Source organism: Ferrimonas sp. YIN67, from assembly GCF_057219095.1.
The window spans coordinates 1-19,793 of record NZ_JBXVVJ010000012.1 but is presented as its reverse complement, the minus strand read 5'-3'; the positions used below and the strand labels follow the sequence as shown (position 1 = coordinate 19,793).

22 protein-coding genes are annotated in these 19,793 nt (G+C 55.6%); 14 read left to right on the top strand and 8 right to left on the bottom strand.

Translation table 11 applies throughout. The features are described 5' to 3' along the window. Positions 1-2 precede the first annotated feature (2 nt). Entirely contained in the window at positions 3-2,153 is a 2,151-nt protein-coding gene (gene fadB / locus AC2D8U_RS19470) for a fatty acid oxidation complex subunit alpha FadB (protein ID WP_484620751.1), read from the bottom strand. A 181-nt stretch (positions 2,154-2,334) separates the two neighbouring features. On the opposite strand from fadB, the gene pepQ reads away from it, so the two are divergent. From pepQ to hemG (AC2D8U_RS19450), 4 genes are all read left to right on the top strand, one after another. Next, entirely contained in the window at positions 2,335-3,648 is a 1,314-nt protein-coding gene (gene pepQ, locus AC2D8U_RS19465) for a Xaa-Pro dipeptidase (RefSeq protein WP_484620750.1), read from the top strand. Further along, positions 3,649-4,263, top strand: coding sequence for a YigZ family protein (locus AC2D8U_RS19460; protein WP_484620749.1), 615 nt, complete (start codon positions 3,649-3,651; stop codon positions 4,261-4,263). An 80-nt stretch (positions 4,264-4,343) separates the two neighbouring features. Then, complete coding sequence (locus tag AC2D8U_RS19455) at positions 4,344-5,801, top strand: TrkH family potassium uptake protein (RefSeq protein ID WP_484620748.1); 1,458 nt, start codon at positions 4,344-4,346, stop codon at positions 5,799-5,801. 13 nt (positions 5,802-5,814) lie between these two features. Then, complete coding sequence (gene hemG / locus AC2D8U_RS19450) at positions 5,815-6,357, top strand: menaquinone-dependent protoporphyrinogen IX dehydrogenase (protein ID WP_484620747.1); 543 nt, start codon at positions 5,815-5,817, stop codon at positions 6,355-6,357. On the opposite strand, the gene AC2D8U_RS19445 is transcribed toward hemG (AC2D8U_RS19450), so the two are convergent. Next, positions 6,321-6,653: an ArsR/SmtB family transcription factor gene (locus AC2D8U_RS19445; protein WP_484620746.1), complete on the bottom strand. Its 333-nt coding sequence runs from the start codon at positions 6,651-6,653 to the stop codon at positions 6,321-6,323. The genes hemG (AC2D8U_RS19450) and AC2D8U_RS19445 overlap by 37 nt on opposite strands. Before the next feature lie 204 nt (positions 6,654-6,857). On the opposite strand from AC2D8U_RS19445, the gene hemG (AC2D8U_RS19440) reads away from it, so the two are divergent. Then, positions 6,858-7,403 carry a menaquinone-dependent protoporphyrinogen IX dehydrogenase gene (gene hemG / locus AC2D8U_RS19440; RefSeq protein ID WP_484620745.1) on the top strand — a complete coding sequence of 182 codons (546 nt, stop codon included), beginning with the start codon at positions 6,858-6,860 and terminating at the stop codon, positions 7,401-7,403. A gap of 44 nt (positions 7,404-7,447) precedes the next feature. On the opposite strand, the gene trkA is transcribed toward hemG (AC2D8U_RS19440), so the two are convergent. Genes trkA through def form a run of 4 tightly spaced genes read right to left on the bottom strand, consistent with a single transcriptional unit; the run spans position 7,448 to position 11,680 of the window. After that, entirely contained in the window at positions 7,448-8,848 is a 1,401-nt protein-coding gene (trkA, locus tag AC2D8U_RS19435; RefSeq protein ID WP_484620744.1) for a Trk system potassium transporter TrkA, read from the bottom strand. A 7-nt stretch (positions 8,849-8,855) separates the two neighbouring features. Further along, positions 8,856-10,217, bottom strand: coding sequence for a 16S rRNA (cytosine(967)-C(5))-methyltransferase RsmB (rsmB, locus tag AC2D8U_RS19430; RefSeq protein ID WP_484620743.1), 1,362 nt, complete (start codon positions 10,215-10,217; stop codon positions 8,856-8,858). Then, entirely contained in the window at positions 10,217-11,158 is a 942-nt protein-coding gene (fmt, locus tag AC2D8U_RS19425; RefSeq protein ID WP_484620742.1) for a methionyl-tRNA formyltransferase, read from the bottom strand. Before fmt ends, rsmB begins: the two co-directional genes overlap by 1 nt. A gap of 9 nt (positions 11,159-11,167) precedes the next feature. Then, complete coding sequence (gene def / locus AC2D8U_RS19420) at positions 11,168-11,680, bottom strand: peptide deformylase (protein ID WP_484620741.1); 513 nt, start codon at positions 11,678-11,680, stop codon at positions 11,168-11,170. A gap of 134 nt (positions 11,681-11,814) precedes the next feature. On the opposite strand from def, the gene AC2D8U_RS19415 reads away from it, so the two are divergent. The 7 genes from AC2D8U_RS19415 (at position 11,815) to hemF (ending at position 17,231) form a co-directional block, all read left to right on the top strand. Beyond that, positions 11,815-12,921, top strand: a complete 1,107-nt coding sequence (locus tag AC2D8U_RS19415; RefSeq protein WP_484620740.1) for a LysM peptidoglycan-binding domain-containing protein — start codon at positions 11,815-11,817, stop codon at positions 12,919-12,921. Next, on the top strand, positions 12,812-13,984 hold the full coding sequence (dprA, locus tag AC2D8U_RS19410; protein ID WP_484620739.1) for a DNA-processing protein DprA: 1,173 nt from the start codon (positions 12,812-12,814) through the stop codon (positions 13,982-13,984). Before AC2D8U_RS19415 ends, dprA begins: the two co-directional genes overlap by 110 nt. Positions 13,985-13,986: 2 nt before the next feature. Beyond that, the gene (locus tag AC2D8U_RS19405; protein WP_484620738.1) at positions 13,987-14,460 is read left to right on the top strand and encodes a DUF494 family protein; all 474 of its coding nucleotides are present in this window, start codon (positions 13,987-13,989) and stop codon (positions 14,458-14,460) included. A gap of 142 nt (positions 14,461-14,602) precedes the next feature. Beyond that, positions 14,603-15,163, top strand: a complete 561-nt coding sequence (locus AC2D8U_RS19400; protein WP_484620737.1) for a DNA topoisomerase family protein — start codon at positions 14,603-14,605, stop codon at positions 15,161-15,163. 57 nt (positions 15,164-15,220) lie between these two features. Beyond that, the gene (gene purE, locus AC2D8U_RS19395) at positions 15,221-15,727 is read left to right on the top strand and encodes a 5-(carboxyamino)imidazole ribonucleotide mutase (RefSeq protein ID WP_484620736.1); all 507 of its coding nucleotides are present in this window, start codon (positions 15,221-15,223) and stop codon (positions 15,725-15,727) included. A gap of 4 nt (positions 15,728-15,731) precedes the next feature. After that, positions 15,732-16,301, top strand: coding sequence for an L-threonylcarbamoyladenylate synthase type 1 TsaC (tsaC, locus tag AC2D8U_RS19390; RefSeq protein ID WP_484620735.1), 570 nt, complete (start codon positions 15,732-15,734; stop codon positions 16,299-16,301). Between the two features lie 15 nt (positions 16,302-16,316). Beyond that, complete coding sequence (gene hemF, locus AC2D8U_RS19385) at positions 16,317-17,231, top strand: oxygen-dependent coproporphyrinogen oxidase (protein ID WP_484620734.1); 915 nt, start codon at positions 16,317-16,319, stop codon at positions 17,229-17,231. Here the strand turns inward: hemF and AC2D8U_RS19380 are convergent. After that, the gene (locus tag AC2D8U_RS19380) at positions 17,228-17,683 is read right to left on the bottom strand and encodes a group II truncated hemoglobin (protein ID WP_484620733.1); all 456 of its coding nucleotides are present in this window, start codon (positions 17,681-17,683) and stop codon (positions 17,228-17,230) included. The two genes, hemF and AC2D8U_RS19380, sit on opposite strands and share 4 nt — an antisense overlap. A gap of 28 nt (positions 17,684-17,711) precedes the next feature. Here AC2D8U_RS19380 and aroE point away from each other — a divergent pair, with 28 nt between their 5' ends. Together aroE and AC2D8U_RS19370 are read left to right on the top strand one after the other, a co-directional pair. Then, a complete protein-coding gene (gene aroE / locus AC2D8U_RS19375; protein ID WP_484620732.1) occupies positions 17,712-18,536 on the top strand; it encodes a shikimate dehydrogenase in 825 nt (274 codons plus the stop codon). After that, positions 18,533-18,808, top strand: coding sequence for a DUF1488 family protein (locus tag AC2D8U_RS19370; protein ID WP_484620731.1), 276 nt, complete (start codon positions 18,533-18,535; stop codon positions 18,806-18,808). Before aroE ends, AC2D8U_RS19370 begins: the two co-directional genes overlap by 4 nt. Before the next feature lie 7 nt (positions 18,809-18,815). Here AC2D8U_RS19370 and AC2D8U_RS19365 read toward each other — a convergent pair whose 3' ends face one another. Continuing rightward, positions 18,816-19,352: a gamma carbonic anhydrase family protein gene (locus tag AC2D8U_RS19365; protein WP_484620730.1), complete on the bottom strand. Its 537-nt coding sequence runs from the start codon at positions 19,350-19,352 to the stop codon at positions 18,816-18,818. Positions 19,353-19,793: the final 441 nt, after the last annotated feature.

The following is a 19,793-nucleotide window of genomic DNA, read 5'->3' as shown; positions in this document are numbered from 1 at the left end:
CCTTACTGTCCTTGATAGAAGCGCTCGCCGCTCTCGGCCATGGCGCGAAGTTTATCGGTTACCCGATACAGGGGACCCAGGTGGGTATAGCTGTCGGCCAGTGCAACGAAGCGGTCCAACCCCAGGGTGTCCAGATAGCGGAAGACGCCACCACGGAAGGGGGGGAAGCCCAGGCCGTACATCAGCGCCATATCGGCTTCCGCTGGGGTGGCAATAATGCCCTCTTCGAGGCAGCGCACGGTTTCTTTGATCATCGGCACCATGGTGCGGGCAATGATTGCATCCGCGTCCAGTGGCTGGAATTCGCCATAGGCCCCCTGCAGCAGGGCGAGGGCATCCGGACAGACAGTCTTCTTTGGCTTGCCTTTGCGATCCGGGGCGTAGATAAAGAAGCCTTTTCCATTCTTTTGTCCATAGCGGTCGGCATTAAACAGCAGATCCACAGGGTCCTTGTCGAGCTTGCCCATACGCTCCGGGAAGCCCTCTGCCATGACGTCCAGACAGTGATGAGCCGTGTCGATCCCGACCACATCCAGCAGGTAGGCGGGTCCCATGGGCCAACCAAACTGTTTGCTCATGACCTTATCGATCAGCTGAAAGTCGATGCCCTCTTTGACCATCAGGCTGAAACCGGCGAAGTAGGGGAAGAGCACTCGGTTAACAAAGAAACCCGGACAGTCATTGACAACGATAGGGGTCTTGCCGATCTGGGCGGCGTAGGCCACCACCTTGGCGACGGTTTCATCTGAGCTCTTTTCGCCCCGGATCACCTCTACCAGAGGCATGCGGTGCACCGGGTTGAAGAAGTGCATACCGCAGAACTGTTCGGGGCGTTCAAGGCTCTGCGCCAGAGAGGTGATGGAGATGGTAGAGGTATTGGAAGTCAGGACTGCATCCTTGTTGATCACCCCTTCCATTTCGGCTAGCACCATGCTTTTGATCTTCGGGTTTTCCACCACGGCTTCGACCACCACCTCGGCAGTGGCGACCGTATTGCTGCTCAGCGTCGGGACAATGCTATTGAGCACGTTGGCCATGGCGGTCGGCTTCAGACGGCCCCGTTCAACCTGTTTGGTCAGCAGTTTGGTCGCTTCACTCAGGCCCAGATCCAGTGCAGGCTGGGCGATGTCTTTCATCACCACAGGGACCCCTTTGCTGGCGCTTTGGTACGCGATCCCACCACCCATGATCCCGGCACCCAGCACTGCGGCTTGCTTGACTGGAGTACCGGCCTTGGCGGCCTTCTTGGCCAGGCCTTTGACGTACTGATCATTGAGGAAGTTACCGATCATCGCACCGGCCTGTTCGGTACGGGCCAGTTTGAGGAAGGCTTGGCTCTCTGCCAGCAGGGCCTGATCTCGACCGGCGCCTGCGACCGCTTCTACCAGCGCGACCATGGCGTGGGGTGCGGGGTAGTGCGGCCCGGCCTTCATGGCCACCATGCCTTTGGCGCTGGTAAAGGCCATCTGGGCTTCGATCTTAGACAGGGACAGAGGGGCCTGTTTCTTGGCCCTGCGTGCCTGCCAGTCGATCTCACCCAGGATGGCTCGCTTGAGCAGGGCGACGCTCTGGCCGTGCAGATCATCTTCAACAACGGCATCGACGGCGTTGACCGCCAGTACCGATTCCGGTTTGTTTGGTTTGCCTGTGGTCATCCATTCCAGCGCGTTGTCGGCGCCAATAAGGCGGGGCAGGCGTACGGTCCCACCAAATCCTGGCATGATCCCCAACAGAACTTCTGGCAGGCCGATCCGCGCCGAACGGTCCGCTATTCGCAGATCGCAGGCCAGAATGGTTTCGCAGCCTCCCCCCAGGGCAAAGCCATTAACGGCAGCGACCGTGGGGACCGGCAGATCTTCGAGTTTATTGAAGACCGCATTGGCTTCCGCCAGCCATTGCAGCAGCACTTCATCAGGCTCGGCAAAGAGGGCGGTAAATTCGGTAATGTCGGCCCCGACGATAAAGGAGGATTTGCTACTGGAGAGCAGGACCCCTTGCAGTTCGGCTTGAGCATTGAGTTTATCCAGAGCCTGGCCGAGTTCAGTCAGGGTGGCTTGGTCGAGCTTGTTGACCGATCCTGGTGCATTGAACTTAAGTTCAGCGATGCCGGGTTCGAGCCAATCTACCTGTAATGAATTACTCTGATAAATCATTCTGGCTTCCTTATTAGCACGTCCATGTGTCCACATCCGGTGATGGTAATGTGACCAAGTGTGATTTGCTGCACAAAAAAATGCAACTCGTTTTTAAACGCTTGTTTGATTGCCCTTGGTATGGCCCTCTGCAGTCGTGGTGATACACTGCGGAGATCTCAAAATTGTTTGTGGGGAAACCATGGGGCGCCTTGTCAGCCTGTACTCGGAGCATGTTCAAATATTACGCCAGCGGTCAGATCGCCTACTGGAGCAGCATCAGTTGCGAGGCATGGTGATCGATGCTGGCGTCCCCCTGCCGCTATTTCAGGATGACTTGGATTACCCTTTCAAGGTTAATCCTCACTTTAAGCATTGGGTTCCCTTAGTTGAACATCCCCACTGTTTCCTGCTGGTGACACAGGGCGAAAAGCCCATACTGTTTTTCTACCGCCCAGTGGATTATTGGCACAAGGTGCCACCTGTCCCGCAGGATCACTGGACCCAGGAGCTGGAATTGGTGGTATTCGAACGCTTGGAACGGCTACCTGAATTACTGCCTGGTGGGGCTGAAATGGCTTATATCGGCGCCCATCCCGAGCGGGCCACTGCTTTGAGCATAGACAAGGTCAATCCAGCAAGCTTGATGGACGCACTGCACTTTGGTCGAAGTATTAAGACGGGGTATGAGATAGAGTCCATGCGGCAGGCCAATCGCATTGCCGTAACCGGTCACGAGGCGGCGCGGGAGGCGTTCTTTAATGGAGCCAGTGAGTTTGCCATTCAGCAAGCCTACTTGTCGGCGACATCTCAAGGCGAGAATGATGTGCCTTATGGCAATATCATTGCGCTGAATCAGAACTGTGCCATTTTGCACTACACCCAACTGGATAGGACATCTCCCAAGGTGCTTCGCAGCTTCCTGATCGATGCGGGAGCCTCCTATAACGGTTATGCCGCCGATATCACCCGTACCTATGCCTATGATCCGCTCAGTCGCTATGCTGAGTTGATTGCGGCCATGGATGAGCACCAGCAAGCCATGATTCAGTTGATTCGCCCTGGACTGAGTTATATCGAACTGCATAAGGCGATGCACCTGAGGGTTGCAAGCGTGCTGAAGTCCTTTGGGCTGGCCACCGGCTCGGAGGACGGACTGGTTGCTTCGGGCGTCACCAAGGCGTTCTTCCCTCATGGCCTTGGACACCCCATTGGTTTACAGGTTCATGATGTTGCGGGATTTATGCAGGACGAGCAGGGCACCCATCTGGCACCACCAGATGGCATGACTTTGCGTTGCACCCGGATCATGGAGCCGGGAATGGTGCTGACCATTGAGCCGGGCTTGTATGTGATTGATAGTTTGTTGGAGTCGCTTCCTGCACAGGCAAAGGCCATGCTGAAGAGTGAGGGGATCGATTGGTTGCGTCCCTATGGCGGGATCCGGATCGAGGACGATGTCCTGGTCCAGTCTATCGGCGTCGAGAACCTTACCCGCAGCCAGGGGTTGGACTGAATGACCCAGGAAAGTTTCGCGGTACCTGCCGGTCCAGTTGAAGTGGAAGAGACGATAAAACGAAGCCGTTTCATTACCCGAATCGAAGCGGTCAGTGATGGCAAGGCGGCTCGGACGTTTCATGCCCGAATGCGGGAAACTCATCCCGACGCCCGTCACCATTGCCTAGCCTTTGCCGCAGGTCGACCGGGCTGTACGCGTGATGTCGGTGCTTCCGATGATGGCGAACCGGCGGGCTCTGCAGGTCGGCCCATGCTCAATGTGTTGCTGGGTAGCGGAGTGGGCCAGTTGGCGGCGGTGGTGGTGCGATACTCCGGCGGTATCAAGCTGGGGGTTGGGGGCTTGGTGCGGGCCTATGCAGGGGGGGTAAAAATGGCGTTGGAGGCCTTAGAAACTCAGCCTTTTGTGCCCATGACCCAGGTTTATCTTGTCTGCGACTACGCCGATATGTCCTTGATCACCCATCTGGTGGAACAGCACCAAGGTGAGATCCTCAAACAGGATTATGGCAGCCAGGTTCAACTCACACTGGCTCTGCCCTCTGCAAGTTTGATGAGCTTCGGTCAGATGCTGGCGGATGGCAGTCGTGGTCGTCTGCGTATTCGGCCGGATTGAGTTACCCCCTACAACTCTTATTCGTTAACAGTGTAATGCCGTTGGAGTATGCTAGCGGCAAAGTAAACAGAAAAGATCCCATGGAATACCGCACTATTATCCGGATCATCGGATTACTGGTGGCCATTTTCAGCGCCACCATGCTACCTCCAGCTTTGATCGCCATCCTCTATAAGGATGGGGGCGGAACGGCCTTTATGCAGGCATTTTGCCTCAGTCTGTTGCTCGGGCTGGCTTTATGGTACCCAAATCGTCGAGCCAAGGCGGAGATGCGTACTCGGGAAGGTTTCCTGGTTGTGGTGCTGTTTTGGACGGTGCTGGGGAGTATGGGGGCCATCCCTTTTGTCCTTTCTGAACGTCCCGATCTGACGTTTACCGATGCCATGTTTGAGTCATTTTCAGCGCTGACAACTACAGGTGCTACGGTGATCACTGGGCTGGATGATCTGCCCAAAGCGATCCTGTTTTACCGGCACTTGCTGCAGTGGTTGGGGGGAATGGGGATCATTGTGTTGGCGGTTGCCGTGTTACCCATGCTGGGAGTGGGGGGGATGCAATTGTATCGCTGTGAAACCCCTGGACCGGTAAAAGACAACAAGATGACACCGAGGATCGCCGAAACAGCCAAGGCATTGTGGTACATCTATTTGACCATGACATTGGCCTGTGCGGGGGCATACTATCTGGCAGGAATGGATGCCTTCGACGCCATAGGTCATGCTTTTTCCACGATTGCCATTGGAGGGTTCTCCAGCTACGACGCTAGCATGGGGCACTTTGACAGTGCGCTGATCAATGGCATTGCCGTGTTTTTTTTGCTGCTGTCGGCAATCAACTTCAGCCTTCACTTTACGGCCTTTAGTAAGCGTGGGATCCGCCTGGCCACCTATTGGCGAGATGCCGAAGTGCGTATGTTTCTCGGGCTGCAGGTGGGTCTGGCATTACTGGTGTTTCTGGTGTTGCTGAGTCATCAGGTCTATGACTCGCCTGAGGTTGCCATGGATAAAGCCCTGTTTCAGGCCGTATCCATGTCGACCACGGCAGGTTTTGCAACGGAAAGTTTTGCAGGCTGGCCACTCTTCTTACCTATTCTGTTGATCTTCTCAAGTTTCATTGGAGGCTGTGCTGGCTCAACCGGAGGGGGTATCAAGGTAATGCGGGTCACACTGTTATCTTTGCAGGGAATGCGGGAGCTTAAGCGCCTGGTTCATCCGAGAGCAATGTTCTCCATCCGTTTAAACAATAAGCCGGTCAATGATAGGGTTATCGATGCCGTTTGGGGTTTTTTCGCGGCTTATGCTGTGGTATTTGTCTTGATCATGGTGGCGCTGTTAGCGACGGGCATGGATGACCTTACCGCCTTCTCTGCCACGGCCGCGTCACTTAACAACCTTGGTCCCGGGTTAGGGGATGTGGCCTCTCATTATGGCGATGTCGATGGGATAGCCAAGTGGCTGTTGGTGCTGGGAATGCTGTTTGGTCGCCTGGAGATCTTTACCCTTCTGGTGCTCTTCACCCCGGCCTTTTGGAAAAGTTAGGAGTCGTCAGATCATGCAACGGACGCTGATCCTTTATTCCACCGTGGATGGACAGACTAAGAAGATTGCTCAGCGTATTGCCGCTCGGCTGGAAGCACAGGAACATCAGGTGCAGGTGATGGCCATAGAGCGCTGCTCTGTTGGGCTTGTGGAGTTTGATAAGGTGGTGATCGGTGCATCCATCCGTTATGGCAAGTACCGTCCAGCCCTGTTTGATTTCATTGACCGCCATCGGGCACTGCTGGCCAATCGGCCTTCGGCATTTTTCAGTGTGAATTTGGTAGCACGAAAACCCACTAAGGATACACCCGAGGGTAGCCCTTATATTCGCCTGTTTCGTAAAAGGTCGGATTGGCAGCCGGAGCTACAGGGGGTGTTCGCCGGTAAGTTGGATTACCCCAGTTATGGCTGGCGTGACCGTATGGTTATCCGCTTTATCATGTGGTTGACCAAAGGGCCAACTCAGCCGACGACGGTGCAAGAGTTTACGGACTGGGGTCGAGTTGAGCTGTTTGCCGATCAGATCGCAGCGATGGACTCTTCTGGCGCGCAGTAGATCCCATAGAGGGTGGCAAGGATCGCTTCGACTTCAGGGCTCGATAGGCGATACCAGACAAGCAAAGATTCTTTCCGGGTTTCAACCAAGCCTTCTTTGCGAAGGACCGCCAGGTGCTGAGACAGGGCCGATTGACTCAGCGGTACCTTGGCATTCAGTTCGGTAACCGTCATCTCCTGCTTGAGCAGGAGGCACAGGATCATCAGCCGGTGGGGGTTGGCGATGCTTTTCAGTAGCCGAGCGGCGTCATCGGCGTTGCTGGCCATATCTTCAAGGTTTAGCTCGGGAGCGTCCATGATTCGACTACCTCAGTGAAATCTCTAAATTAGCTTAATCTTATATTAACATCCGCGGGTGTAAAGTGCGACGGTCAGATCCAGATCCCGTTTTATGCTGATCCTACGGGAGCTGTGATGCGGCTGTGATCTTTATGCTGGAAAGTAACGTGAAACCCCCGCATATTGCACTCAGGTTAATAAAATCGTTTTGCAGGAGGCAGCATGCCCGGGGTTTTGATCGTCTACATGAGCCGGCGGGGACATACCGCTCGGGTCGCCCGTACCTTGATGGGCCACATTCAGGCACAGGGAACGGCGTGTGACATGATGGACGTGGTGGAAGCCAAGCATGAAGGGATAGATTGGGATCAGTACCACACTGTCGTCGTGGGGGCGCCGGTGCTTTACGGTAACTTCGATGACAGCGTCTGGGCCTTTATCGAGGAGCACCGAGAGCAGATTGAGGCACGTCATAATGCCTTTTACTGCCTGTCCGTTGTGGCTCGCAATCCGGCCAAGGCGACGGTCGAGGGAAATCGCTATATGCAGAAGTTCCTCGCCAAATCTCCCTGGAAGCCGCAACTGCTTAAAGTGGTGGCGGGCAAGGTGGATTACCCGAACTGGGGATTTTGGGACAGCCTGTCCATCAAATTCATTATGAAGATGACCAAGGGGCCTACTGCGCCCGATACGGTGATCGATTACACCGATTATGGAGAGGTGGAGGCTTTCGCCCTGGCCATCGATGAGATGGCGAAGGAAGCCTGAACAAAAAACGCCGGCATCTGCCGGCGTTTTTGTTCTCTTGCTCTTTAGAAGAACAGGGCCGAGGGCTGGAACAGTTTCTCCACTTCACGGATATGTTTCTTGTCCACCAGCAGCAGGATGACGTGGTCGTCCTGTTCGATCACCGTTTTATCATGGGCCATCATGACTTCATCCTTGCGAACGATGGCACCGATGGTGGTGCCCGGCGGCAGTTTGATCTCCTGCACCTGGCGTCCTACCACCTTGGAGGTGTTGGGATCGCCATGGGCGACCGCTTCAATGGCTTCTGCCGCACCCCGTCGCAAGGAGTAAACATTATTGATGTCTCCTTGGCGCACATGGGTCAGGAGGGCGGAAATGGTGGCTTGCTGGGGCGAGATGGCAATATCAATATTGGCATCCTGAACCAGATCGACGTAAGCCTCGCGCTGGATCAGCACCATGACCTTTTTTGCCCCCATACGTTTGGCCAACAGGGCGGACATGATGTTGGCTTCATCGTCGTTGGTGACGGCGATAAAGGCATCGATCTGATCGATCTGCTCTTCACTGAGCAGTTCATGGTCGGAGGCGTCACCATGAAACACCGTGGTGTCTTCGAGAAACTCCGAGAGGCGGGCTGCCCGCTCAGCATCACGCTCGATCAGTTTTACCTCATGGAAAGATTCCAGTGCCCTGGCCAAGCCAAAGCCAATATTGCCGCCACCGGCGATCATGATGTTGCGGTAACTGGATTCCAGCTTCTGCATTTCGCTCATCACCGCCCGGATATGCTTGGAGTCGGCGACGAAGAAGACCTCGTCATCGGCTTCGATCACCGTTGTTCCCCGCGGCATGATGGGCCGACCCTGACGGAAGATCGCAGCGACCCGGGTATCGATATTGGGCATATGCTCTTTCAACGCCGACAGGGCACAGCCCACCAGAGAGCCCCCGTAATAGGCCTTGATCGCCACCAGACTGGCCTTGCCACCGGCAAACTCCAGAACTTGTAAAGCGCCCGGATATTCCACCAAACGATGAATGTAATCGGTCACTAACTGTTCAGGTGCGATCAATTCGTCGATAAAGAAGCGGCCTCGAGCATCGGGATCGGCCCCCCCGGTTTGGAACAGTTGGTCCTTTTTGTTGAGGTAGGCCGCGTTGCGGATCCGAGCGATTTTTGTTGGCGTGCCGAACAGGGTATAGGCCAGGTGACAGGCCACCATGTTACTGTCGTCGGAGTTGGTCACGGCGATCAGCATGTCGGCGTCTTCGGCCCCGGCATCCCTCAATACGTGAGGGTGACCGGCATGACCGTGGATCACCCTCAGATCCAGCTTATCCTGCAGGGCGCGTAGCGCCTGCATATTGCTGTCAACGATGGTGATGTCGTTGTTTTCCCCGACCAGGTTCTCGGCCAGGGTACCGCCCACTTGGCCGGCACCTAGAATTATGATCTTCATGCCACTTTTAGTGCGCGGATTTGATCAGGCGGGCATAGTAGAAGCCGTCGCCACCGTCGTTCCGGGGCAGTAATTGCCATCCGGGCTGCGCATCCAGTTCCTGTTGATGAATTGGAGAGAGCATAGCATCGGCGGTTTTTTGAAGAAACGCTTTGATCTGCTCTTGGTTTTCTTCTGGCAATACCGAACAGGTCGCGTAGATCAGGGTGCCGCCAGGCTTGAGCAGAGGCCAGATCGCCTCCAGGATATCGGCCTGGACTTGAGCCAGCCGCTCAATGTCCGCATCTCGACGCAACCATTTGCTGTCGGGATTGCGGCGGATCACGCCGGTCGCCGAGCAGGGGGCATCCAGTAGAATACGATCGAACGCCTGCTTGTCCCACCACTGGTAAGGGTGGCTGGCATCGCCACAGTGCAGGGTGGCCTTAAGGCCGATGCGATCTAGGTTTTGTTGCACTCGCTCCAGACGTTTGGCTTCCAGATCCACCGCGACCATCTCTTTAAGCTGAGGCTGCTGCTCGAGGATGTGACAGGTTTTTCCGCCTGGGGCGGCGCATACATCCAGTACTCGATCTCCGGGTTGGGCATCGAGCAGGCGGGCGCTTTGCTGGGCGCTGAGATCCTGCACGGACAGATCGCCATCTTGAAAGCCGGGCAGGGCGGTCACATCACAGGGGGTGGTGAGCAGAATGGCATCTTCCTCTCCCTGGGCCCGGGCATCAACACCGGCTTCATCCAGGCGTGCGAGTGCCTGCTCTCGGGTTTGTTTGCTGCGGTTGTTACGTAGCCATAGGGGCGGTTGAGCGTTGTTGGCCTCAACAATCTCCATCCACTGCTCCGGGTACGCGGTTTGAAGGCGCTTGAGTAGCCATCCAGGATGCAGGGTTTTTACCGGTTCGGCATCGAACTGCTCACCGATCAGGGCGTCGAGATCCCGCTCCATGTTGCGCATTACGCCGTTGATCAGGCCTTTCATGCCCGGGGCTCTCAGTGCCAAACAGGCATTGACGGATTCGGCTACCACGGCATGGGCGGGTACACGGGTGTGCTTGAGCTGGTAGAGGCCGGCCAGCAGCAGGCAGTGCAGGATCCGCTTCTTACCGCTGAGGGGTTGCTGCAGTTGGCGACGTACCTGGGTATCCAGTTGGGGGAGTTTGCGCATGACCCCATAGCAGATCTCCGCCAGGAGGCCCTTATCGCGACCATCGGCATAGCCAGACTGGGCTTTAGGCAGGGCCTGTCCCATGGACTGGCCCTGATCGATCACGGCCAGGATCACCTGTGCGGCATCGGCGCGCAGGTTTCTTGGGGCCGGGCGCTGTTGGCCGCCTCGCTTGTTGGTGCGGCGATTGTCGGAGCGATTGTTCATCAGAGTCGGTTACCCACTTCAAACCATTCTTTACGTGCATTGAGCACGTCGCTGGCAGCCATGGCTTTCTTGCCCGGCAACTGAATGGACTCCAGCAGCAAAACGCCCTTTCCTGTGGCGACGGCGATACCGGCTTTGTCTGCGCGAAGGATGGTACCGGGTGCTTGGTCGGTGAGCTCGTCGAGTGGCTGAGCCTGCCAAAGCTTGATGGTGTTGTCACCGCACTGGAAGTGGCTGACCGGCCAGGGGTTGAAGGCGCGGACCTCACGCCACAAGGCTGTGGCGTCCTTATGCCAATCGACCGCAGCTTCTTCCTTGGAGAGTTTATCGGCATAGTTGGCCAGGGCTTCATCCTGGACTTCCGGGGTGGCGGTGCCATCGGCGATCGGCCCAAGGGCTTCCACCAGGCCCAGCGGGCCGAGCTTGGCCAGCTTGGCATAGAGACTGGCCGAAGTGTCGGTGTCCTCAATGGGACAGCTGATCTTGTGCAGCATGGCACCGGTATCCAATCCCACATCCATCTGCATGATGGTGACGCCGGTTTCGGCATCGCCGGCCCAGATAGCGCGCTGGATCGGAGCGGCCCCACGCCAGCGAGGCAGCAGGCTGCCATGAACATTGATGCAGCCGTACTCGGGCAGTTCCAATACGGCCTTGGGCAGGATCAGGCCATAGGCCACCACCACCATGATATCGAAATCGATGGCGGCCAACGCCTGCTGGGCCTCTTCGGCGCGCAGGCTTTTTGGCTGATAGACGGGCAACTCATGTTTCAGAGCCAGATTTTTTACCGGGCTGGCGGTCAACTTCTTGCCGCGACCTGCCGGCCGATCAGGCTGAGTGTAAACCGCGATGACCTGATGCTCTGAGTCCAGCAGAGCTTGCAGGTGGTCGGCAGCAAAATCCGGCGTGCCGGCAAAAACGATCTTTAATGGGGTCAAGTCTGGCTCCTAGGCCTGGCGGGCTTCGAGTTTGGCGGCCTTTTCCAATTTTTGCTTGATGCGTTGGCGCTTGAGAGGTGAGAGATAGTCGATAAAGAGTTTACCGGCCAGGTGGTCCATCTCATGCTGAATGCAAATCGCCAGCAATTCATCAGTTTCCAGGGAAAAGGCGTCGCCATGACGATCCAGGGCCTCGACCGTAACTTGCTCGGCACGTTCTACTTTTGCGTAGATCCCGGGGACAGAGAGGCAACCTTCTTCATTAGTGAAGTGTCCATGCTCCTGAGTTAACTTGGGGTTGATGAATACCCTCGGGGCACTCTTGTCTTCAGACAGATCCATGACAATCAACTGGATATGTTCGTTGATCTGTGTCGCGGCCAAACCGATCCCGCGCTCTTCGTACATGGTTTCAAACATGTCATCGACAAGTTGTTGCAGGTCCGGGCCGAATTCGGTCACGGGTTGAGCGACGGTACGTAAACGTTCATCGGGAAAACGAAGCACTTCGCGGATGGCCATTGTTAATCTCTTTCAAAAATAAAATGTATTGCCTCAACTCAACTATGGTTGAGGAAGGTATTCGCTAATTTTAACCCTTTGATCGCACCATTGACAGAAAGGTGAGGAATGGCGTTATGCGACAAGGAAGTAGCATGAAAAAGCTGACATTTTTTCTTTTGTTTGGTCTTGTCTGGCCGGTTTGGGCAGATCTGCTCACTCTGAAACCGGGCCACCCACAGACCTATACCGTGAAAAATGGCGACACTCTATGGGACATATCTGCCCTATTTCTCGATGATCCCTGGCGTTGGCCGACGTTATGGGGGGCAAACCCCCAGATCGCCAATCCCCACCTGATCTATCCTGGCGATCGCCTGACTCTGGTGTTTCTCAATGGCGAGCCTCGCTTGGTGCGCAAGCCTCAGGTGCGGCTATCACCCAGAGGGCGGATCCAGCCTAAAGGGGCAACCCCTATCTTGCCTCTTAAGGTGATTGAGCCCTACCTGAATTTTCACACCTTGGTGTCCGAGTCTGAATTGCCAGGGGTCCCGGTGGTGATGGGCGGTGAACGTGAAGCGGTACGTTATGCCGGTGGGGATGTGGTGTTCATCGATCAATCCATGCCAATCGGGCAGCGTTATGGGATTTTTCGCTCTGGGCGGCGTTTGCATGATGGGCCCGATGGTCCCTTGTTGGGACAGGAAGCTCGGCTCGTGGGTACCGGTGAGGTCATAGAGCAGGGGGAGATATCTCGATTGAGAGTATTGACGGCTCACAGTGAGATCGCCCCAGGACACTGGTTGATGCCCCTGTCTGAGCATACCCTGATGCCTGCGTATATCATGCCTCACCCGGCACCTAAGGCTTTGACTGGAGAGATCGTGGCCACGGATGACCTGGTGCGTGAGATTGGCCCTTTGCAGGTTGCCATCGTTAACCGCGGCCACCAGGATGGGGCCGAGGTTGGCCAGGTGTTTGCCGTGCACCAACCGGCCACCCAGGTGGTGGAACAGGGAAGTGGCAGGGAGCGTACTTTTCGCGATCCCGCAGAGTATCGGGCCTACGATAAGGTGATGGCGACCCTGAGTGACGGTCGGGTACGCTTGCTCCCCGAGGTGTATCGCGGGGAACTGGTCCTGTTCAAAGTACATGAACGGATCAGCTACGGGTTGGTCGTCAATGGCCGTCGACCCGTTCGGATCGCTGATCGGATCTTACGTCCTGAACCTATGGCTTTTGGCCAAGAAAGTGGCGACTGATCTCGAAATTGTCCTGGCCCTGGCGGGGCTACCCAAACTTGGGCGTAGGCGTAAACAGACACTGCTGGAGGCCTTGCCGCTCCAAATCCTTTGGCAACGAGCACAGGCGTGCACCTTGCCAGGAGTCGAAGAAGCCCAATGTCGAAGCTTGACCTGCTCGCCTTGGGTTGAGTTGGCTCTGGAGTGGCAGGCGAGGTGTGAGGATCACCATATTGTGCATTGGGCGGATGAGGCATATCCGCCGGCCTTGAAGGCAATCGATGATGCGCCCCTTGTGCTGTTTGTTCAGGGGCAAGTGGAGGCCTTGTCCCGTCCAGGGATCGCCATGGTGGGCAGTCGTAACGCAGCCATTCCCTGTTTGGAAGCTGCCAATGCGTGGGCTGCCGAGTTGGCCGGGATGGGATTGGTGGTGATCTCGGGGATGGCTCTGGGCGTGGATGGGGCCTGCCATCGAGGGGCATTGCAGCAGGGCCAAACGGTGGCGGTGCTCGGGTGTGGATTGGATCATTGTTATCCTAAGCGACACATCGGATTGGCAGGCCAGATCCGACAGCAGGGTGCCCTGATCTCCGAGTTCTGGCCTCAACAAGCGGTTCGTGCACACCATTTCCCTCAACGGAATCGCATCGTCAGTGGTCTTGCTCATGGTGTGGTGGTGATGTCTGCAGGGCTGAAAAGCGGGTCATTGATCACCGCCAGATTGGCCGCCGAGCAGGGGCGGGAGGTATTTGCAATGCCGGGCAGTGTCCTGGACCCCAATACGGCGGGCTGTCACTGGTTGATTCAGCAGGGTGCCAAACTGGCGACTGGGCCGGTCGATATCTATGAAGAGTTGGTACCCCAGTGGGGCGCTTCTATAAGGGCAATGGAGGTGAGTACCCATCCGGATTTGCCACATGAGCCGCTGTTAGATAGTGTTGGGTATGAGGCCACGCCCATTGACCTGCTCGTTCAGCGCAGTCAATTGCCGGTTGACGTGGTGCTCGAACGACTGGTCGAGATGGAACTGGAAGGTTGGGTCGTTGCGGTACCCGGTGGCTACATGAGGCTTAGGGGAGGCTAGTGATGTTCGATATCTTGATGTACTTGTTTGAGACCTATGTGCAGAGCGACGTTGAACTCTTGTTCGACCGAGAAGAGCTGACGGAGGAGTTGAGTCGCGCGGGATTCCGTCCCGATGAGATAGGAAAGGCCTTGATCTGGATTGAGAAGCTGGCTGAACTGCAAAACTCCGATCTGCAGCCTTATATGGTGCTGAGTCAGACACCCAGCATGCGGATTTATAATCCGGTCGAGCTGAGCAAAATTGATACGCAGTGTCGGGGGTTCATACTGTTTTTGGAACAGGTTCATGTGCTGGATCCCACCACCAGGGAAATGGTGCTGGATAGGGTTATGGAGCTCGATGGTGAGCCTTTAACTCTGGATGACCTGAAGTGGGTGGTGTTGATGGTGCTGTTTAATGCTCCCGGCAATGAGCAGGCGTACCACCAGATGGAAGACCTTATTTTTGAGGAGCCCGAAGGGCTACTGCATTGAGATGGGCGCCCTTGGGCGCCCTTTTTGATGGTTCGGTCTGGTGGCATTGAACCTTTCGTTTGCCTCGGCTTGCCTATGCTTGTGCGTTTCCTTAGCGGTTCTTGCTAAAATCGACCTGTCGCCCGTGCTGTCAGGATAATCCATGGCCAAAATAGATCATCAGCTGTTTCAAACCCACGAGCATGCGCTCGAGCGGGAGTATGGGGTTTGCCCTGACTGTGGAAGTGAACTAACGATTCGCCATGGCAAGCATGGTCCGTTTTTGGGTTGTCAAAGTTACCCAAATTGCGAGTATCACCGCCCCTTGGTAGAGAAATCTATCCAGGCCGATGAGTTATTGGAAGACACTGAATGTCCTCAGTGTGGTGCTTTGCTCGCCCTGAAGTCTGGGCGCTATGGATTCTACATAGGCTGCAGTCGTCATCCCGACTGTGACTACATCGTCAAGGATCAACCTGAGCAACAGGCCGAGGTGATCACTTGTCCCCAGTGTCGGCGTGGGGAGTTGGTCGAGCGAACCAGTCGTTTTGGCAAAAAGTTTTTTGCATGCAGCGATTACCCTAAGTGTAAGTACCTGATCAATGACAAACCGATAGCAAAAGATTGCCCCGAATGTGGCTGGCCTTTGTTGGTTGATAAAAAGGTACGCGGGAAAAATCGCCAAGTTTGCCCTCAACGGCTCTGCAAATATCAATCGGAATAGATATAATCGTCCTCAATAACAATAACCTCTGAAACCTACTAACAGGAAATCTGATCTATGAGCACTCCTTTTGTTGCCGTTCTGATGGGCTCCGACTCTGATCTGCCGATCATGCAAACCACCCTGGATACCCTGAAGGGCTTTAATATTCCGTTTGAAGCCAAGGTGACCTCTGCCCACCGTACCCCCGCTGCCACTCATGCTTACGTAACTGATGCTGAGGCCCGTGGTTGTAAGGTCTTTATTTGTGCCGCTGGCCTGGCAGCCCACCTGGCTGGTGCCGTTGCCGGGATCACCACGCGTCCGGTGATCGGTGTGCCAATCGATAATGGCCCACTGCAGGGTCACGATGCCCTGCTGTCCACCGTAATGATGCCAGGTGGTGTGCCGGTTGCCACCGTCGCCATTGGTAAAGCCGGTGCCAAAAACGCTGGTTACCTCGCTGCACAGATCCTGGGTGTGGGTAGCGATGAGCTGGCTGCCGAGGTGAAAGCTGAGCGCCAAAAGAGTGCCGAAGCCGTTCAGGCGAAAGACGCCGCTCTGCAGGCCAAGCTGGTACAGTAAGCTTATGAGTCGTCGTTTTACCGTTGCAGAGGCTGCCCTGGTTATCGAACGGGGCGGTGTTGTCGCTTATCCCACTGAAGCCGTATTTGGTTTGGGTTGCGATCCGCTCAATGAAGCGGCGGTTCGACGACTCCTGGCCATCAAGCAACGCCCGGTTGAAAAGGGATTGATCTTGGTGGCCGCCAGTTATGGACAACTATTGCGTTACGTGGATGACGCTATGCTGTCCGAGGAACAGCGTCGCCAGATACTGGCGCGTTGGCCTGGCCCCTATACCTGGGTGGTGCCTGCGAAAGCGAGCGTACCAGCCTGGGTAAAGGGGCGCTTTGATTCTATCGCCGTACGTGTATCCGGGCACCCTCAGGTGGCCGATCTCTGTTGTGCGTTCGGCGGTCCGTTGATCTCCACCAGTGCCAACCTCAGCGGTATGGCGCCAGCCCAAACTGTGGCGGAAGTAGAAACCGATTTAGGCGATCGCCTGGATGGGGTGGTGATCGGCGATGTCGGAGGGGATACTGCCCCTTCTACTATTCTTGATGCCCGCAGCGGCGAGGTGCTGCGCGGAGGATCATAAACACAGGAAGGATCCATGACGGTCAACAAGTCGGACGTTAAACACTATCTGCTTAATTTGCAGGAGCAGATCTGCCAGGCGCTGGAGCGTGCCGATGGTAGAGCCAAGTTTGTTCAGGACAGTTGGCAGCGAGAAGAGGGCGGTGGTGGCGAAAGCCGAGTGCTGTCTCAGGGCCAGATCTTTGAACAGGCCGGTGTCAACTTCTCCCATGTGTTTGGTGCTCAGATGCCGGCATCGGCAACGGCCCACCGTCCAGAATTGGCCGGTCGACGCTTTGAAGCTATGGGCGTCTCCCTAGTGATCCACCCCAACAACCCCTATGTACCCACAACCCATGCCAATGTGCGTTTCTTTATCGCCGAAAAAGAGGGAGAGGCGCCGGTCTGGTGGTTTGGTGGGGGCTTTGATCTGACTCCCTACTACCCTTTTGACGAAGATATCCTGCATTGGCACCAGGTGGCCGAAACCTTATGCCAACCGTTTGGCGAGCAACGTTATGCCGAGCATAAAGCCTGGTGTGATGAATACTTCTACCTAAAGCATAGAGATGAGACTCGGGGGATCGGTGGGCTATTTTTTGACGATCTGAATCAACCGGGTTTTGAGCGGAGCTTTGCTTATATGCAGGCCGTGGGCAATGGCTTTTTAGAGGCGTATTTGCCCATCGTCGAGCGTCGTCGAACTCACCCATTTGGCGAGCGTGAGCGCCAGTTCCAACTCTATCGCCGGGGCCGGTACGTGGAGTTCAACCTGGTTTATGACCGCGGCACCCTGTTCGGGCTGCAGTCCGGCGGGCGCACCGAGTCCATCCTGATGTCTATGCCCCCTCTGGTGCGCTGGGAGTATCAGTATCAGCCAGAGCGGGGTAGTGCCGAGGCCAAACTCTATCATTACTTGCGGCCTCGGGATTGGCTTGGCGAACTGAGTTAGTCCTGCCCTGAAGGGGGAAGCTCCAGAGGGCATCCCTCATCCACATTCCGCATATGATCTGCAAGCTCGATCAGCGCTTTTAGCATGGCCTGACGAGCAACTCGATCTTTGATCTCGGCTTCCAGTGCTCGTTTCATACAGTGAAGCCATAAGTTGCGTTGTTGCTTATCAATTCGAAAACCAAGGTGTCTAAATCGCAACTTTGGGTGGCCATATTTTTGCTCAAACAGTGGCGGGCCACCCAGCCAGCCGCTGAAAAACTCAAACAACTTTTGCTCACTCTCCGTCAGATCCGCCGGATGCTGCACCCTTAAGGACTGGTATTCTGAGGCACTGTCCATCAGCAGATAGAAATGTTTGCAGAGGGCCTGCAGGGGGAGAGCGCCACCGATGCGATCATAAGGGCTTTGCGCTTGCTTCCTGGTCAAACCCCGGCGTATAAGAGACAGCATTCAAAATTCCTATCACATGGCGGACTTCATGGATCAGTACGCGGTATTCGGTAACCCAATTCACCACAGTAAATCTCCTTTTATACACCAACGTTTTGCTGAGCAAACGCAGCAACCTATGGAGTATCGGGCCATCCTAGCACCCGTGGAGGGTTTTTCCGATGCGGTTAGTGCTTTTCGACGTCGGGGGGGGAAGGGCGCCAACGTGACCTTACCCTTTAAAGAGCAGGCACTGACTTTGTGTGATCGGCTCACGGAACGCGCTCGTCGAGCCGGGGCTGTCAACACACTAGTGTGGCAGGAGGATGGCTGCTTGCTGGGAGACAATACCGATGGCAAGGGGCTGGTCACGGATCTGCGTAATAGTGGCATTGTCTTGACCGATCGCCGCATACTCATTCTTGGAGCCGGTGGTGCGGTGCGGGGAGTGCTTCAGCCGATCCTAGCCTGTCAGCCATCCAGCCTGGTGATTGCCAACCGGACGGCCAGCAAGGCTGAAGCCTTGGCCCGGGATTTTGCCGAGTTGGGGAACGTAGCTGGTGTTGGTCTGGATGGGATGGCGGGTGAGTATGATTTGATCATCAACGGCACGTCGGCATCGCTATCTGGCAAATTACCGCCGATGACAGGCGTCATGCTCAGTGACAATGGCGCAACTTATGATATGGCTTATGGTAAAGAGATGACCCCCTTTCAGAGCTGGGGCCGGCAACAGGGCGGGGGCCCTCACCTGGCAGGGCTGGGGATGCTGGTGTCCCAGGCCGCTGAGAGTTTTGCTTTATGGCGGGGCGTGCAGCCGAATGTCGTGCCAGTATTAGAAGAGTTGGCCGAGCAGCTGGGGGTGGTGCAGTGAATCAGCAGATCTTATTTAATGAACAGATCGAACTGGACTGGCAGCAGGGCTGGGTCCGCTTTGATGCCATCCTGGCGGGTCAGCGGGTTCCTTGCTTTATCAGCCTGACCCAGCTGAGTCGACGTTGGGCTCAACCTATCGCCGAGCCCGAATCTGTAAGCGTGGCCTTCGAACAATTACGCTTCGATCTGGAAGAGGAAGCCGAAGCCCTGATTGAGGATGAAGCGTATGATGCCCAAGGCCGGATCTGGCTTGGGCATCCAGCAAAGTAAAGAGGGACTATTTGATCGCGACCAGATACTCATCCTTGAGCCGCACATAGTTGTCTGCCGAGGCTTTTAAGAAGGCAAGCTCCTCTTCACTGAGTGCGCGCGCTTTCTTTGCTGGGCTACCAACATAAAGAAAGCCTGACTCCAGTCGCTTGCCTGGGGCAACCAGGGCCCCTCCGGCAATCATGACATCGTTTTCTACGATGGCCCCATCCAATACGATGGCGCCCATGCCCACCAGTACGCGATTGCCAATGGTACAGCCATGGAGCATGGCTTTGTGGCCTACGGTCACATCATCACCGATCACGAGTGGGTGGCCAATCGGGTTATCTGCACTCGTACGAGTCACATGAAGCACGGATCCGTCCTGAATATTGGAGCGTGCACCGATACGGATAGTGTTTACATCCCCGCGGGCCGCGACGAGTGGCCAGATGCTGGCATCTTCTGCCAAGGTGATATCGCCGTAAAGTACCGCACTTTCCTCCACAAAGGCGCGTTCGCCCAGGGCCGGAACCTTACCTTTATAGGGTTTCAATGCCATCGTTGTATCCTTTTTGAGCAAATTGAGCCTGTAAAGGCCATGGTCGCTGCTATAATGAGCGTTCGACTCTAAACGGTCAATTAAGGTCTTGCGCCTTCAGGATAACTGCCTATAATGCGCCTCCACGTTGACGGGGCAATGGCCCGGCCGCACATGCGGAGTGGTCAACGAGGCAGCAGCCACGCAGAAAACTTATTGATAAGGTCCTTGACCCGCAAAGTTTTCTGTATAAAATGGCGCTCCCGCTCAACATTCGAAGCGAAGACTTAGAAAGTTGAGGTTTGAGTCAAAAAAGAATTTCATAATTCGCCTTGACTTAAACGCTGAGAAGCGTAAGATACGCTTCCTGCTTCGGCAACGAAGCAACGCTCGCAAGAGCAGCTCTTTAACAATATGTCAGACAATCTGTGTGGGCACTCACGTAGGATTGAGAAATCATCA

What these genes read in the sequence shown, in the direction of transcription:
- AC2D8U_RS19455 (WP_484620748.1), top strand. Translation starts at nt 4,344, where the DNA reads ATGGAATACCGCACTATTATCCGGATCATCGGATTACTGGTGGCCATT.
- dprA (WP_484620739.1), top strand. Translation starts at nt 12,812, where the DNA reads ATGAACGGATCAGCTACGGGTTGGTCGTCAATGGCCGTCGACCCGTTC.
- AC2D8U_RS19365 (WP_484620730.1), bottom strand. Translation starts at nt 19,352, where the DNA reads ATGGCATTGAAACCCTATAAAGGTAAGGTTCCGGCCCTGGGCGAACGC.
- hemG (WP_484620745.1), top strand. Translation starts at nt 6,858, where the DNA reads ATGCCCGGGGTTTTGATCGTCTACATGAGCCGGCGGGGACATACCGCT.
- aroE (WP_484620732.1), top strand. Translation starts at nt 17,712, where the DNA reads ATGGATCAGTACGCGGTATTCGGTAACCCAATTCACCACAGTAAATCT.
- hemG (WP_484620747.1), top strand. Translation starts at nt 5,815, where the DNA reads ATGCAACGGACGCTGATCCTTTATTCCACCGTGGATGGACAGACTAAG.
- AC2D8U_RS19405 (WP_484620738.1), top strand. Translation starts at nt 13,987, where the DNA reads ATGTTCGATATCTTGATGTACTTGTTTGAGACCTATGTGCAGAGCGAC.
- AC2D8U_RS19380 (WP_484620733.1), bottom strand. Translation starts at nt 17,683, where the DNA reads ATGCTGTCTCTTATACGCCGGGGTTTGACCAGGAAGCAAGCGCAAAGC.
- hemF (WP_484620734.1), top strand. Translation starts at nt 16,317, where the DNA reads ATGACGGTCAACAAGTCGGACGTTAAACACTATCTGCTTAATTTGCAG.
- AC2D8U_RS19415 (WP_484620740.1), top strand. Translation starts at nt 11,815, where the DNA reads ATGAAAAAGCTGACATTTTTTCTTTTGTTTGGTCTTGTCTGGCCGGTT.
- trkA (WP_484620744.1), bottom strand. Translation starts at nt 8,848, where the DNA reads ATGAAGATCATAATTCTAGGTGCCGGCCAAGTGGGCGGTACCCTGGCC.
- purE (WP_484620736.1), top strand. Translation starts at nt 15,221, where the DNA reads ATGAGCACTCCTTTTGTTGCCGTTCTGATGGGCTCCGACTCTGATCTG.
- def (WP_484620741.1), bottom strand. Translation starts at nt 11,680, where the DNA reads ATGGCCATCCGCGAAGTGCTTCGTTTTCCCGATGAACGTTTACGTACC.
- AC2D8U_RS19445 (WP_484620746.1), bottom strand. Translation starts at nt 6,653, where the DNA reads ATGGACGCTCCCGAGCTAAACCTTGAAGATATGGCCAGCAACGCCGAT.
- tsaC (WP_484620735.1), top strand. Translation starts at nt 15,732, where the DNA reads ATGAGTCGTCGTTTTACCGTTGCAGAGGCTGCCCTGGTTATCGAACGG.
- rsmB (WP_484620743.1), bottom strand. Translation starts at nt 10,217, where the DNA reads ATGAACAATCGCTCCGACAATCGCCGCACCAACAAGCGAGGCGGCCAA.
- pepQ (WP_484620750.1), top strand. Translation starts at nt 2,335, where the DNA reads ATGGGGCGCCTTGTCAGCCTGTACTCGGAGCATGTTCAAATATTACGC.
- fadB (WP_484620751.1), bottom strand. Translation starts at nt 2,153, where the DNA reads ATGATTTATCAGAGTAATTCATTACAGGTAGATTGGCTCGAACCCGGC.
- AC2D8U_RS19400 (WP_484620737.1), top strand. Translation starts at nt 14,603, where the DNA reads ATGGCCAAAATAGATCATCAGCTGTTTCAAACCCACGAGCATGCGCTC.
- AC2D8U_RS19460 (WP_484620749.1), top strand. Translation starts at nt 3,649, where the DNA reads ATGACCCAGGAAAGTTTCGCGGTACCTGCCGGTCCAGTTGAAGTGGAA.